At 72.7% G+C, this 12,545-nt stretch carries 16 protein-coding genes; 13 read left to right on the forward strand and 3 right to left on the reverse strand.

Features of this window, described 5'->3' with window-relative positions:
• Window positions 1–15 precede the first annotated feature (15 nt).
• A complete protein-coding gene (locus NUV38_RS09025; RefSeq protein ID WP_257728810.1) occupies window positions 16–1,302 on the reverse strand; it encodes a nicotinate phosphoribosyltransferase in 1,287 nt (428 codons plus the stop codon).
• 59 nt (window positions 1,303–1,361) lie between these two features.
• Between NUV38_RS09025 and clpS the strand changes: the two genes are divergently transcribed.
• The 3 genes from clpS to NUV38_RS09040 are packed head-to-tail and all read left to right on the forward strand — an operon-like array spanning window position 1,362 to window position 2,736.
• Window positions 1,362–1,661 (forward strand): ATP-dependent Clp protease adapter ClpS, encoded by a 300-nt coding sequence (clpS, locus tag NUV38_RS09030; protein WP_200914431.1) that lies wholly within the window; start codon window positions 1,362–1,364, stop codon window positions 1,659–1,661.
• A complete protein-coding gene (locus NUV38_RS09035; RefSeq protein WP_257728811.1) occupies window positions 1,661–2,242 on the forward strand; it encodes a DUF2017 domain-containing protein in 582 nt (193 codons plus the stop codon). The genes clpS and NUV38_RS09035 overlap by 1 nt, the downstream gene beginning before the upstream one ends.
• A complete protein-coding gene (locus NUV38_RS09040) occupies window positions 2,239–2,736 on the forward strand; it encodes a hypothetical protein (RefSeq protein ID WP_257728812.1) in 498 nt (165 codons plus the stop codon). The genes NUV38_RS09035 and NUV38_RS09040 overlap by 4 nt, the downstream gene beginning before the upstream one ends.
• Before the next feature lie 55 nt (window positions 2,737–2,791).
• On the opposite strand, the gene NUV38_RS09045 is transcribed toward NUV38_RS09040, so the two are convergent.
• Together NUV38_RS09045 and NUV38_RS09050 are read right to left on the reverse strand one after the other, a co-directional pair.
• Window positions 2,792–3,574 carry an ankyrin repeat domain-containing protein gene (locus NUV38_RS09045; protein WP_257728813.1) on the reverse strand — a complete coding sequence of 261 codons (783 nt, stop codon included), beginning with the start codon at window positions 3,572–3,574 and terminating at the stop codon, window positions 2,792–2,794.
• Complete coding sequence (locus NUV38_RS09050) at window positions 3,571–4,203, reverse strand: GntR family transcriptional regulator (protein ID WP_257728814.1); 633 nt, start codon at window positions 4,201–4,203, stop codon at window positions 3,571–3,573. Before NUV38_RS09050 ends, NUV38_RS09045 begins: the two co-directional genes overlap by 4 nt.
• A gap of 88 nt (window positions 4,204–4,291) precedes the next feature.
• Between NUV38_RS09050 and NUV38_RS09055 the strand changes: the two genes are divergently transcribed.
• The 10 genes from NUV38_RS09055 to rdgB all read left to right on the forward strand — a co-directional run bounded on the left by NUV38_RS09055 (window position 4,292) and on the right by rdgB (window position 12,542).
• Window positions 4,292–4,726 carry a M67 family metallopeptidase gene (locus NUV38_RS09055; protein WP_257728815.1) on the forward strand — a complete coding sequence of 145 codons (435 nt, stop codon included), beginning with the start codon at window positions 4,292–4,294 and terminating at the stop codon, window positions 4,724–4,726.
• Window positions 4,727–4,772: 46 nt separating this feature from the next.
• Window positions 4,773–5,117, forward strand: a complete 345-nt coding sequence (locus NUV38_RS09060) for a MoaD/ThiS family protein (protein ID WP_257728816.1) — start codon at window positions 4,773–4,775, stop codon at window positions 5,115–5,117.
• A complete protein-coding gene (locus NUV38_RS09065) occupies window positions 5,114–6,064 on the forward strand; it encodes a PLP-dependent cysteine synthase family protein (RefSeq protein ID WP_257728817.1) in 951 nt (316 codons plus the stop codon). The genes NUV38_RS09060 and NUV38_RS09065 overlap by 4 nt, the downstream gene beginning before the upstream one ends.
• A 97-nt stretch (window positions 6,065–6,161) precedes the next feature.
• Complete coding sequence (locus NUV38_RS09070; protein ID WP_056574283.1) at window positions 6,162–7,139, forward strand: ribose-phosphate pyrophosphokinase; 978 nt, start codon at window positions 6,162–6,164, stop codon at window positions 7,137–7,139.
• Window positions 7,140–7,269: 130 nt separating this feature from the next.
• A complete protein-coding gene (locus NUV38_RS09075) occupies window positions 7,270–8,751 on the forward strand; it encodes an ABC transporter substrate-binding protein/permease (protein ID WP_257728818.1) in 1,482 nt (493 codons plus the stop codon).
• Window positions 8,748–9,530, forward strand: a complete 783-nt coding sequence (locus tag NUV38_RS09080) for an amino acid ABC transporter ATP-binding protein (protein WP_257728819.1) — start codon at window positions 8,748–8,750, stop codon at window positions 9,528–9,530. Before NUV38_RS09075 ends, NUV38_RS09080 begins: the two co-directional genes overlap by 4 nt.
• Before the next feature lie 59 nt (window positions 9,531–9,589).
• Window positions 9,590–10,396: a glutamate racemase gene (gene murI, locus NUV38_RS09085; RefSeq protein ID WP_257728820.1), complete on the forward strand. Its 807-nt coding sequence runs from the start codon at window positions 9,590–9,592 to the stop codon at window positions 10,394–10,396.
• The gene (locus NUV38_RS09090) at window positions 10,393–11,142 is read left to right on the forward strand and encodes an MBL fold metallo-hydrolase (protein ID WP_257728821.1); all 750 of its coding nucleotides are present in this window, start codon (window positions 10,393–10,395) and stop codon (window positions 11,140–11,142) included. The genes murI and NUV38_RS09090 overlap by 4 nt, the downstream gene beginning before the upstream one ends.
• A gap of 24 nt (window positions 11,143–11,166) precedes the next feature.
• Window positions 11,167–11,889: a ribonuclease PH gene (rph, locus tag NUV38_RS09095; protein ID WP_055968726.1), complete on the forward strand. Its 723-nt coding sequence runs from the start codon at window positions 11,167–11,169 to the stop codon at window positions 11,887–11,889.
• Complete coding sequence (gene rdgB, locus NUV38_RS09100; protein WP_257728822.1) at window positions 11,886–12,542, forward strand: RdgB/HAM1 family non-canonical purine NTP pyrophosphatase; 657 nt, start codon at window positions 11,886–11,888, stop codon at window positions 12,540–12,542. Before rph ends, rdgB begins: the two co-directional genes overlap by 4 nt.
• The last annotated feature ends 3 nt before the right edge of the window (window positions 12,543–12,545 follow it).

Consider the following 12,545-nt stretch of genomic DNA (forward strand, 5'->3'; position numbering starts at 1 on the left):
GGGATCGGGTCGGGGTCATCGTTCGACGACCGTCTCGATGACGGGCTCGCCGCGCGAGAGCTTGCGCGCCGCGGCGGGCAGCTCGGCGATCGCCGACGCGTGACGTGCGCGGGCGTCGTCCAGCGTGTCGTGGTGCACCCGCCGGCCTCCCTCCACGAACGGCACCAGCAGCGCGCGATCGTCACCGTCGTCGACCGGGGGAGTACCGATGCCCACGACCTCGGCCTGGGCGGTGCCGGAGGGCGACAACCTGCGCAGCGCCCACTTGCGTCCGCCGACGCTGGCCTTGTCGACGCTCTTCTTGGCCACCGGCTGCATCGTCCCGGTGTCGTCCTCGCGCGCCACGAGCTTGTAGACGAATCCCGACGTGGGCGCGCCGGACCCCGTGACCAGCGACGTGCCGACGCCGTAGCCGTCGACGGGTGCGGCCGCCAGGGTGGCGATCGCGTGCTCGTCGAGGTCGCTCGTGACGACGATCCGCGTCTCGGTGGCCCCCAGTGAGTCGAGCTGCTCGCGCACCTGGTGGGCGAGGGAGGGCAGGTCGCCGGAGTCGATCCGGACGGCGCCGAGCGACGGTCCCGCCACCTCGACCCCGGTGCGGACCGCCTCGGCGATGTCGTAGGTGTCGACCAGCAGGGTGGTCGTGGCGCCGAGCGACTCCACCTGCGCCGTGAACGCGTCGCGCTCGCTGTCGTGCAGCAGGGTGAACGAGTGCGCGCTGGTGCCGGCCGTGGGGATGCCGTGCGTGCGCCCCGCCTCCAGGTTCGAGGTGGTGGCGAATCCCGCCACGTAGGCGGCCCGCGCGGCCGCGACCGCCGACCACTCGTGGGTCCGGCGCGAGCCCATCTCGATGCACGGGCGACCGCCCGCGGCGCCGACCATGCGGGCCGCGGCCGACGCGATCGCCGAGTCGTGGTTGAGGATCGACAGGAACAGCGTCTCCAGGACCACGGCCTCGGCGAAGGTGCCCTCCACGACGAGGACGGGCGAGGCGGGGAAGTACAGGTCGCCCTCGGCGTAGCCCCACACGTCACCAGTGAAGCGGTAGTCGGCCAGCCAGTCGCAGGTCGCCTCGTCGACGACCCGGCGATCCCGCAGCCAGGCGACCGCGTCGGCGTCGAAGCGGAACGACTCGAGGGCGTCGAGCAGGCGACCCGTGCCGGCGACCACGCCGTAGCGGCGCCCGGCGGGGAGCCGGCGGGCGAAGAGCTCGAAGACGGACCTGCGGTGCGCGGTCCCGTCGGCGAGTGCTGCCTGCAGCATCGTCAGCTCGTAGTGGTCGGTCAGCAGTGCCGTGGTCACGCCCACAGCCTAGGTCCGTCCGGTTTCGCGCGCGTGCGGCGCTGCGTCACAATGGAGAGGTGACCACTCCGGCCCCGGTCGAGCTCGACGAGCCCGCCTCCGACCTCCGCCTCGCGCTGGAGGACCCGTGGGTCACGATCGTGTGGAACGACCCCGTGAACCTCATGTCGTACGTGGCGTACGTGTTCCGCGCCTACTTCGGCTACTCCGACGAGAAGGCGACCGAGCTGATGCTGGCCGTGCACCACGAGGGCCGCGCGGTCGTGTCGAGCGGGAGCCGCGAGCAGATGGAGCGGCACGTGCAGGCCATGCACGAGTACGGCCTGTGGGCCACGCTGCAGACGTCGGACACGATCTGATGCGCCCGTTCAAGCGCCGCCGTCGAGGCGGGGTCGTCGCGACGTTCGAGCCCGAGGAGGCGCACGTCCTGGCCAACCTGGCCGGACAGGTCGTCGAGCTGCTCCGCGACCGCAACGGCACGCCGGAGTCCGACCCCGACCCGCTCGCCGCGCAGCTGGGCATGGGCGGTCCCTCCCTGCCGCCGGAGGACCCGGTGCTGCGCCGCCTCCTGCCCGACGCCTACGGCGACGACGCCGAGGACTCCGCCGAGTTCCGCCGCTTCACCGAGCGGTCCCTCACGAGCGCCAAGGTCGAGAACGCCGAGCGGCTCATCGCGTCCCTCGTCTCCGGTGGCATGGGGCTGGACGAGGACGACGGCCCCGAGGTCGTCGTCGAGGTCGAGCTCGACGACGCCGAGGTCCAGGCCTGGCTGCGGACGCTCACCGACATCAGGCTCTCGATCGCCGTGCGGCTCGGCATCGACTCCGACGACGACGCGCTCTCGGTCGCCGAGAGCGACGACCCGGCCGTGCAGGCGATGTCCGACGTGTACGACTGGCTCGGCTACGTCCAGGAGACCCTGGTCGGGGCCCTCGCGTGACCGGTGCCGGGACCGCGTACCCGGAGGGACCGCGCCGCCTCGGTGCCACGGACGGCCGGGCCCACCAGGTCCTCGGCCTGGCACTGTTCCTGGTCTGCCCGGTGGCCACCGTGGTGTGGGGCGTGGCGAACACGTCGCGCACGCCCGAGCCCTTCCTGGCGACGCTCGTCGCGCAGGTGCTGGCCGTCGGCTACCTCGTGTGGCTGAGCCGGGCCTGGACCCGGCCGGCGCGCAGACCCGGGGCCGGCGACCTCGCGCTCGCCGTCGTCCCGCTGGTGCTGAGCGCGGTCGGCCTGTGGCTGCTGCAGGAGCTCGCGACCTACTACGGGATCCGGACCAGCGCGGTTCCGCGTGTCCGCCAGGGGATCGCCTTCGACACCGACATCGCCTACCTCGCGTCGCTCGGTGCCGTGGCCGCCTCGGTCCTGGCCGCGCTCGTGCTGCTCGCGCTCCTGCTGCGCGCCCGTCGGGTCACCTCGGCCCCCGCCACCTAGGACCCGATCACCTAGGACCCGATCACCTCGAGTCCGTCGGGTAGCGCCCGGAAGGTCAGCGGTCGGCGCCCTCGAGCACCGCGGCCATCGCCGCGTGCCCGCGCTGACGTGCCAGCTGGAGCGCCGTCCGCCCCTGCTGGTCGGTGATCGTCGGGTCCGCCCCGGCGTCGAGCAGCGCCTGCACCAGGTCGCGGTGCCGTCGGCCCCCGTCGCCGAGCACCACGGCCTCCAGCAGTGCCGTCCACCCCAGGTCGTTCACGTGGTCGAGGTCGACGTCGGTCGACACGACCCAGCGCACGTACTCCAGGTGACCGCGCTCGCTCGCGGGGATGGGGGAGAGGCCGCCGAACCGGTTGCGCAGCGTCAGGTCGGCGCCGGCGGCGAGCAGGAGGCGACCCATCGGGACGCTGCCGGTGACGCCGGTGACGAGCCAGGGCGTGTCGGACCGGTCGTCCACGGCGTTCGGGTCGGCGCCGAGGCGCACGAGCAGGCGCGCGACGTCGAGGTGGTCCGCCGCGGCGGCGAGCAGGAGCGGCGTCCGGTCGCGCCTGTCACGGGCCTCGATCCGTGCCCCGCGCGCGAGGGCCGCCGCGGTCTCGCGGGCGTCACCCCGCGCAGCGGCGTCGAGGAGCCGCTCGTCGAGGCGCTCCTGCTCGGCGCGGGTGGGCGGCGTCGTCGGCGTCGGGGTCGGTGACGGCGTCGAGGTCGCGCTCGGGCCCGGGGTGTCGGCAGCCGTCGTCCGCCCGGGCTCGGGAGCGTCGCCGGCGGTGCAGGCGGCCAGCACGAGCACCGTCGTGAGGGCGAGCGCGAGCACCGGGGACGGTCCGAGCGAGGTCATCGGGTCGCCGCCAGGGCCTCGAGGCTCGTGCGGGCATGGGCGCCGAGCACCAGCTCGAGCCGTGCGCCGTCACCGGACTCCAGGGCGTCGACGAGCGAGACGTGCTGGGCGTGGATGAGCCCGGGGTCGGCGTGCCTGCGCAGGAGCCACCCCAGCACCTGGCGGAGGGGACGCGTCGTCTCGCGCACCATCGGCGCCGGCGCCAGGTCCGTCAGCACGGCGTGGAACCGAGCGTTGAGCTTCACGGCGTCGTCGTGCCGGCCCTCGGTCAGGGCGCGTGCCCCGAGGTCCAGCACCTCGCGCAGCGCCGCGACGTCCGTGCGGGCGACCAGCATCCGTCGGCAGGCCACGGCGTCGAGCGCGTGCGCGATCTCGAGCAGCTCGGCGACGTCGTCGGCCCCGTGCTCGCGCACGGCCACTCCGCCGGTGCGCCGCTCGACGGCGAAGCCCTCGGCGACCAGGGTCTGCAACGCCTCGCGCACCGGGATGCGCGACAGCCCGAGACGTTCGGCGAGGTGACGCTCCACGAGACGCTCGCCCGGAGCGATCTCGCCGGACACCACCAGGTCGCGCAGCCGATCGGTGGCGGCGTCGACGGCAAGAGCCCCCTGGGCGCGAGACTTTGGCATACCAAAAATCGTACTGGGTGGACGCACGTCCGTCTCAGCGCTCAGGCGTCGCCCTGCGCCCGCGGCAGGCGTCGATAGACTCGCGGCCGTGCTCACCATCGACCGCGCGACCCACGACGCGATCATCGCCCACGCCCGCCGGGACCACCCTGACGAGGCGTGCGGGGTCGTCGCAGGGCCGATCGGCTCCGACCGTCCAGCGCGGCTCGTGCCCATGGTGAACGCGGCGATGTCGCCCACGTTCTACGAGTTCGACTCGACCGACCTGCTGCGCCTCTACCGCGACATGGACGACCGCGACGAGGAGCCCGTCGTGATCTACCACTCGCACACCGCCACCGAGGCCTACCCGTCACGCACCGACGTGAACCTGGCCTCCGAGCCCGGCGCCCATTACGTGCTCGTCTCCACCCGCGACGGCGCCGACGTCGAGGGCACGGCGGTCGACTTCCGCTCCTACCGCATCGTCGACGGCGAGGTCACGGAGGAAGAAGTCCGCGTCGTCGAGCGTTACGACGACTGAACCCCCAACACGTTCCCCCGAGAACCGGAAGAGAGTGACGGCACCGATGGCCATCGAGGTCCGCATCCCGACCATCCTGCGCACGTACACCGACGGCGAGCGCGCCGTCGAGAGCAAGGGCACCACCGTGGCCGAGCTCGTCGAGAACCTGGAGTCGGCCCACGCCGGCATCAGGGACCGTCTCGTCGAGGAGGGCGACCAGGGCGTGGCCGTCCGGCGCTTCGTGAACGTGTACGTCAACGACGAGGACATCCGGTTCACGGGCGGCCTCGAGACGGCCCTCTCCGACGGCGACACGGTCGTCATCCTGCCCGCCGTCGCCGGCGGCGCTCTGCCGGTCCGCCGCCCCAGCCGATCGTGGGGCCCCGGCACCCCCGCCGGGGCCCAGTGACCCGCTTCGAGAGCCTGGCGCAGACGGTCGGGGGCACCCCGCTCGTCGGCCTGCCCGCGCTGTCGCCGAGCGACGACGTGCGCCTCTGGGCCAAGCTGGAGGACCAGAACCCGACCGGCTCGATCAAGGACCGCGCGGCGCTGGCCATGATCGAGGCCGCCGAGTCCGACGGCCGGCTCACGCCCGGCTGCACGATCCTCGAGCCCACCAGCGGCAACACCGGCATCTCCATGGCCATGGTCGCCAAGCTGCGCGGCTACCGGATGGTCTGCGTCATGCCCGAGAACACCTCGGAGGAGCGCCGCCAGCTGCTGCGCATGTGGGGCGCGGAGATCATCCCGTCGCCCGCTGCGGGCGGCTCCAACGAGGCCGTGCGCGTCGCCAAGGGCATCGCGGAGGAGCACCCGGACTGGGTGATGCTCTACCAGTACGGCAACCCCGCCAACGCCGAGGCGCACTACCGCGGCACGGGACCCGAGATCCTCGCCGACCTGCCCGAGGTCACCCACTTCGTGGCCGGGCTGGGCACCACGGGCACGCTCATGGGCACCGGACGGTTCTTCCGCGAGGCCAAGCCCGACGTGCGCATCGTCGCTGCCGAGCCGCGCTACGGCGAGCTCGTCTACGGCCTGCGCAACCTCGACGAGGGCTTCGTGCCCGAGCTGTACGACGCGTCGCTGATCGACGCCCGGTTCAGCGTCGGGCCGCGCGACGCGGTGCGCCGCGTGCGCGAGCTCCTCGAGGCCGAGGGCATCTTCGCCGGCATCTCCACCGGCGCGATCCTGCACGCCGCGCTGGCCCAGGCGGCCAAGAGCCAGAAGGCCGGCGAGCGCGCCGACATCGTCTTCATCGTCTGCGACGGTGGCTGGAAGTACCTGTCGACCGGCGCCTACGAGGGCACGCTCGACGAGGCCGAGGACGCCCTCGACGGCCAGCTCTGGGCCTGAGCCCCGCGCCGGTCGGCGGGGCGGTCGCCGGGACCGGTCGATGACGTCGGCACCGGTGACGGTTCCGGGTCGCCGCTCCCTCCGCTAGCCTCACGGTGTGCGCGACATCGTGGTCTTCTCCGGAAGCGCCCACCGCTCCCTCGCCGAGGCCATCTGCAACGAGCTCGGCACCACCCTCTCCCCGTCGGAGACCGTGCGCTTCAGCAACGACTGCCTGCAGTCGCAGCTGCACGCCAACTGCCGCCAGCGCGACGTCTACATCGTCCAGCCGCTGGTGCCGCCGACGCAGGACCACCTCATGGAGCTGCTGCTCATGGTCGACGCGGCGCGCGGCGCGTCGGCGGCCTCGATCACCGTCGTGGTGCCGCACTTTGCCTACGCGCGGTCGGACAAGAAGGACGCGTCGCGCATCTCCATCGGCGGCAAGCTGGTGGCCGACATGATGGCCACGGCCGGTGTGAGCCGGGTGGTCACCATGACCTTGCACGCACCCCAGGTGCACGGGTTCTTCTCGATGCCGCTGGACCACCTGACCGCCATCGGGGAGCTGGCCGACCACTACCGCGGGTCCGACCTGAGCAACGCGGTGGTCGTCTCGCCCGACTTCGGCAACGCCAAGACGGCCTCGCAGTTCGCACGGCTGCTGGGCCTGCCTGTGGCGGCCGGCAGCAAGCAGCGCAAGGCCGACGACAAGGTCGTCATCGACGCCATCGTCGGCGACGTCTCGGGCAAGCGTGCGATCGTGCTCGACGACGAGATCGCCACGGGCGGCTCCATCGTCGAGCTCGTGTCGATGCTGGAGACGCAGGGCGTCACCGAGATCTCGGTGGCCTGCACCCACGGGCTGTTCACCGGCAAGGCGGTCGAGCGGCTGCGCGACCACCCGGGCATCGCCGAGGTCGTCACGACCGACACCGTGCCGCCGCCCGCGGACTGGCCCGAGCTGCGGGTCCGCTCGGTCGCGCCGCTGTTCGCCCAGGCCATCGCCCGCATCCACGCCGGCGAGTCGGTCAGCAGCCTCTTCGACGGCGTCGACCCCACCCACGCGCCGCCGCAGCCCAAGCTCCCGCTCTGACGGCACCGCTCCGGCGCGGAGGGCCGCCTCCCGAGGTCCGTGGCCAGCGGGTCGCCTCTCACGCACCGGGACGGGCGTGCCGAGGTCTCGGGACCGGACTAGGGTCGAGCGACGACGAAGGGGGTCGCGCGTGAGGCGACGATCGATGGGGGTGCTGGCCGGGCTCGTGCTTGCCGTCCTGGCGCCCCTGCTGCTGGCCGGGCCGGCACAGGCTGCTGAGGGCGGTGCCGACGAGGGTGGCCGCGAGGTCGTCGTCGGCACGGAGGGCACCTACCCGCCGTTCTCGTTCAACGAGGGCGGTGAGCTGACCGGCTACGACATCGAGGTCATGAAGGCCGTCGCCGACGAGGCCGGCTGGCGGCTGCGGTTCGTGCAGTCGCAGTTCGACGCGTTGTTCGGGGCACTCGACTCCGGACGCATCGACGTGATCGCCAACCAGATCACCGTCAACCCCGAGCGCGAGGCGAACTACGCGTTCTCCACGCCCTACACGTACTCGCGGGGCGTGATCGTCGCGAAGAAGGGCTCGGACATCCGGACCCTCGCCGACCTCGAGGGCAAGGTCACGGCGCAGTCGGCGACCAGCAACTGGTCGCAGGTGGCGAAGGACGCAGGCGCCCGCGTCGAGAACGTCGAGCAGTTCGCCCAGGCCGCCGACCTCGTGGCCCGCGGTCGGGTCGACGCGATCGTCAACGACAACATCGCGGTGCTGGACTACCTCGCCACCACCGGCGACGACCAGATCGAGGTCGTCGGTGACGCCGGCGAGGAGGTCGGCGCGCAGGCCCTCGCCTTCCGCCAGGACGACGACGCCCTCGTGCGGGAGGCGGACCAGGCGCTGGACGCCCTCCGCGCCGACGGCACCCTCACGACGATCAGCGAGAAGTACTTCAAGGCCGACGTCTCCGTGGAGGACGGCGGCGACGCCGAGGTCGCCGGCCGGGCGGGCGGGTCGTGGTGGGACTCCGTCCGCGACACCGCGTGGCCGGCGCTGGTCGCCCTCCTGAAGATCACCATCCCGCTCACGGCGGTCAGCTTCGCCATCGGCCTGGTGGCCGCGGTACTGATCGCGCTGGCACGGATCTCGTCGTCGCGCCTGCTCTCGTGGCCGGCGCGGTTCTTCATCTCGGCCGTCCGTGGCACCCCGCTGCTGCTCCAGCTTTTCGTGGTGTTCTTCGCCCTGCCGACGCTCGGCGTCGAGCTGCCGTCGTTCCTGGCCGCCACGCTCGCGCTGAGCGTCAACGTGGCCGGTTACGCCGCGGAGACCGTGCGCGGGGCCCTGCTCGCTGTCCCCGCGGGGCAGCACGAGGCCGCGGCCACGATCGGCATGTCGCGCGCGCTCACGCTGCGCCGCGTGGTGCTGCCGCAGGCGGCCAGGATCGCGGTGCCGCCCTTGTCGAACACGCTCGTCTCACTCGTGAAGGACACCTCCCTCGTGTCGGTGGTGCTGCTGACCGATCCCTTCCGGGTGGTCACGCAGGCCGCCTCCGTCTCGTTCGACTACCTGCCGCTGTTCGTGATGGTGGGCTTCTACTACTGGGTCATCTGCACCCTGCTCACCGCGGCGCAGAACCGGCTCGAGACCCGACTGAACAGGTACGTGACCACATGAGTTCACCCACGGATCGGACACCTCTCGTGCAGGCACATGGCCTGCGCAAGGCCTTCGACGGCACCGTCGTCCTCGACGGCATCGACCTCGACGTCCCCGAGGGCACGACCACCGCGATCATCGGCCCGTCGGGCTCGGGCAAGACCACGCTGCTGCGCTCGCTCAACGCGCTCACCGTCCCCGACGACGGGACCGTGCGCATCGGTGACGTCTCGGTCGACTTCGGCTCCCTCCCGGCCGGGAAGGAGGGCCGGCACCAGACGGCTCTCCTGCGCGCCCAGAGCGGCATGGTCTTCCAGTCCCACGAGCTCTTCCCGCACCGCACCGTGCTGGGCAACCTCGTCGAGGGTCCGGTGCAGGTGCAGGGGGAGGACCCCGACGAGGCGGCCGCACGTGCCCGCACGCTCCTGGAGCAGGTCGGACTGGCGGGGCGCGAGGACGCCTACCCGTCGCAGCTCTCCGGTGGCCAGCAGCAGCGCGTCGGCATCGCGCGTGCGCTCGCCCTGCGGCCGCGCGTCGTGCTGCTCGACGAGCCGACGTCGGCGCTCGACCCCGAGCTCGTGGGCGAGGTCCTCGCGGTCGTCCGCGACCTCGCCTCGCAGGGCTGGACCATGGTCGTCGTGACGCACGAGATCCGCTTCGCGGCCGACGTCGCTGACACCGTGGTCTTCGTCGACGGCGGTCACGTGGTCGAGCAGGGGCCCGGGCGCGAGGTCGTCGACGCACCCCGCGAGGAGCGCACGCAGCGCTTCCTCGAGCGCATCCTGCACCCCGGGTGAGCCCGTCGTCGGCGGCCAGGGGTGGCCGTGGCCCCGCCGCGTCCGTAGGCTTTCACCTCGTGGCGGACGCACCGATCGGGATCTTCGACTCTGGCTTCGGCGGACTGACCGTCGCCAGGGCCGTGATCGACCAGCTGCCGCACGAGCCGGTGCTCTACCTCGGCGACACCGCCCGCCAGCCCTACGGCCCGCAGCCGATCCCCGCGGTGCGGGAGTTCGCGCTCGAGTGCCTCGACCACCTGGTCGCGCAGGGCGTCAAGATGCTGGTCATCGCCTGCAACTCCGCGAGCGCCGCCGTGCTGCGTGACGCGCGCGAGCGCTACGACGTCCCCGTCGTCGAGGTTATCGTGCCCGCCACCCGGCGGGCGGCCCGCGCCACCCGCAACGGTCGGGTGGGCGTCATCTGCACCCGCGCCACGGCGGCGTCGCGCGCCTACGACGACGCGTTCGCCGCGAACCCCGGCATCGAGCTCGTCACGCAGGCCTGCCCCGACTTCGTCGACCTCGTCGAACGGGGCGTCACGACCGGCCCCGAGGTGGACGCGGCGGCCGAGGAGTACCTGGCCCCGCTGCGGGACGCGGGTGTCGACACCCTGGTGCTCGGCTGCACGCACTACCCTCTCCTGACCGGGGCGATCGCCCTGGCCATGGGCGAGGAGGTCACCTTGGTCTCGAGTGCGGAGGAGACGGCGAAGGACGTCTACGCGCGGCTCGTGCAGGGCGGGCTGCTGCGCGACGTCGAGGCGCCCGCACCAGAGCACCGGTTCCTCACCACGGGCCGGCCGGACGAGTTCGGCGTGCTCGGGCGTCGCTTCCTCGGGCCCGAGGTCGAATCCGTCGGACAGTTCGCGCAGGTGGTGGCATGAGGCTGACGATCGTCGGCTGCGCCGGATCGTTCCCCGGGCCGGACTCGGCGTCCAGCTGCTACCTCGTCGAGCACGACGGCTTCCGCATGCTCGTCGACCTCGGCAGCGGCGCCCTCGGCCCCCTGCAGCGACACCTCGACCTGCGCGACGTCGACGCGGTCCTGCTCTCGCACCTGCACGCCGACCACTGCTTCGACCTGTCGGGCTTCTACGTGGTCAGCAAGTACCACCCGACGGGCGCGCTGCCGACCATCCCCGTGTACGCCCCGCAGGGCGCCGGTCCGTTCCTCGCGAGCAGCTACGGGCGGTCCGAGGGCCTGCAGATGGCCGACCAGTTCGACTTCCGCACCTGGGTGCACGGCGAGGCGGTGCAGATCGGTCCCTTCCTGGTGACCCCCTCGCTCATGGACCACCCCGTCGAGGCGTACGGGATGCGGATCGAGGCCGACGGACGCGTGCTGGCGTACTCCGGCGACACGGCACCCACGGAGGCGCTCGACGACGTGGCGCTCGGTGCCGACGTCTTCCTCTGCGAGGCCTCCTTCGTGGAGTCCGCGACCAACCCGCCGAACCTGCACCTGACCGGCGCGGAGGCCGGTGACTACGCCACCCGCGCCGGCGTCGGCCGTCTCCTCGTGACCCACGTGCCGTCGTGGACCGACCGCGACGAGGTCGCTGCCGACACCCGCTCCACGTTCGCGGGGGACTTCGTCCTGGTGGAGGCCGGGCAGGTCTACGACGTCTGAGCGCCCGTCGGTAGGGTCGCGGACATGACCTCCCGCGAGGACGGCCGCGCCGTCGACGAGCTCCGCCCGATCACGATCACCCGCCACTGGCTCGACCACGCGCAGGGGTCCTGCCTGGTGGAGTTCGGCAAGACGAAGGTGCTGTGCGCCGCGTCGGCCACGGAGGGCGTGCCGCGCTGGCGCAAGGGCTCGGGGCTGGGCTGGGTGACGGCCGAGTACGCGATGCTGCCGCAAGCCACGCACGACCGCTCCGCGCGTGAGTCCGTGAAGGGTCGCATCGGTGGCCGCACGCACGAGATCTCGCGGCTCGTGGGCCGTTCGCTGCGTGCTGCGGTGGACTACACGGCCCTCGGCGAGAACACGATCACGATCGACTGCGACGTCCTGCAGGCCGACGGCGGCACGCGTACCGCGGCCATCACCGGCGCCTACGTGGCCCTGGCCGACGCCGTCGCGCACCTGCGCGACAAGGGCGCGCTGGCGGGGGAGCCCCTGGTGCAGTCGGTGGCCGCGGTCAGCGTCGGCATCATCGACGGCACCCCGATGCTGGACCTGCCCTACGTCGAGGACGTGCGCGCCGAGACCGACATGAACGTGGTCATGACCGGCAGCGGCGCGTTCATCGAGGTGCAGGGCACCGCCGAGGGTGCGCCCTTCGTCCGCTCCGAGCTCGACGCCCTCCTGGCCCTGGCCGAGAAGGGCTGCACCGACCTCACCCGCCTCCAGCAGGAGGCGCTCGCCCGATGACCGACGGCACGGCGGGGGTGCCGGGCCGTGGGCGGCGGACCAGCACCGTGGTCCTCGCGTCGAACAACGCGAAGAAGCTGGCCGAGCTGCAGCGCATCCTCGCCCCGCTGGTGCCGGGCGTCGAGGTGCTGGGCCTGGCCGACGTCGCGGACTACCCGGAGCCGGCCGAGACCGAGCCGACGTTCGGGGGCAACGCCCTCATCAAGGCGCGGGCGTGCCTCGAGGCCACGGGGCTGCCGTCGCTCGCCGACGACTCGGGCCTCTGCGTCGACGCGCTCAACGGCATGCCGGGCGTGCTGTCGGCTCGTTGGTCGGGCGTGGCGAAGTCCGACGGCGGCGACGCGGCGAACAACCGTCTGCTGCTGTCGCAGCTCTCCGACGTCCCGCCGGAGCGACGCAGCGCCACCTTCGTGGCCGCCGTCGCGTTCTGCACGCCCGACGGGCAGGAGCACGTCGTCCGGGGCGAGATGCCCGGACGCATCCTGGCGGGGGAGCAGGGCGAGGGTGGCTTCGGCTACGACCCGCTCTTCGCCGCCGACGGGTTCGACGTGTCGACCGCCGAGCTGAGTGCGACCGACAAGGACGCGATCAGCCACCGCGGACGGGCGCTCGCCCAGGTCGCGCCACTGGTCGCCGAGGCACTCTCGGACTGACAG

It is taken from the genome of Aeromicrobium sp. 50.2.37 (assembly GCF_024655735.1).
GTDB lineage: Bacteria > Actinomycetota > Actinomycetes > Propionibacteriales > Nocardioidaceae > Aeromicrobium.

Excerpts from the sequence above, each read along its gene's own strand:
- NUV38_RS09035 (WP_257728811.1), top strand. The coding sequence starts at position 1,661 with ATGCGCCCGTTCAAGCGCCGCCGTCGAGGCGGGGTCGTCGCGACGTTC.
- NUV38_RS09045 (WP_257728813.1), bottom strand. The coding sequence starts at position 3,574 with ATGACCTCGCTCGGACCGTCCCCGGTGCTCGCGCTCGCCCTCACGACG.
- NUV38_RS09050 (WP_257728814.1), bottom strand. The coding sequence starts at position 4,203 with ATGCCAAAGTCTCGCGCCCAGGGGGCTCTTGCCGTCGACGCCGCCACC.
- NUV38_RS09060 (WP_257728816.1), top strand. The coding sequence starts at position 4,773 with ATGGCCATCGAGGTCCGCATCCCGACCATCCTGCGCACGTACACCGAC.
- NUV38_RS09080 (WP_257728819.1), top strand. The coding sequence starts at position 8,748 with ATGAGTTCACCCACGGATCGGACACCTCTCGTGCAGGCACATGGCCTG.
- NUV38_RS09090 (WP_257728821.1), top strand. The coding sequence starts at position 10,393 with ATGAGGCTGACGATCGTCGGCTGCGCCGGATCGTTCCCCGGGCCGGAC.
- rph (WP_055968726.1), top strand. The coding sequence starts at position 11,167 with ATGACCTCCCGCGAGGACGGCCGCGCCGTCGACGAGCTCCGCCCGATC.
- rdgB (WP_257728822.1), top strand. The coding sequence starts at position 11,886 with ATGACCGACGGCACGGCGGGGGTGCCGGGCCGTGGGCGGCGGACCAGC.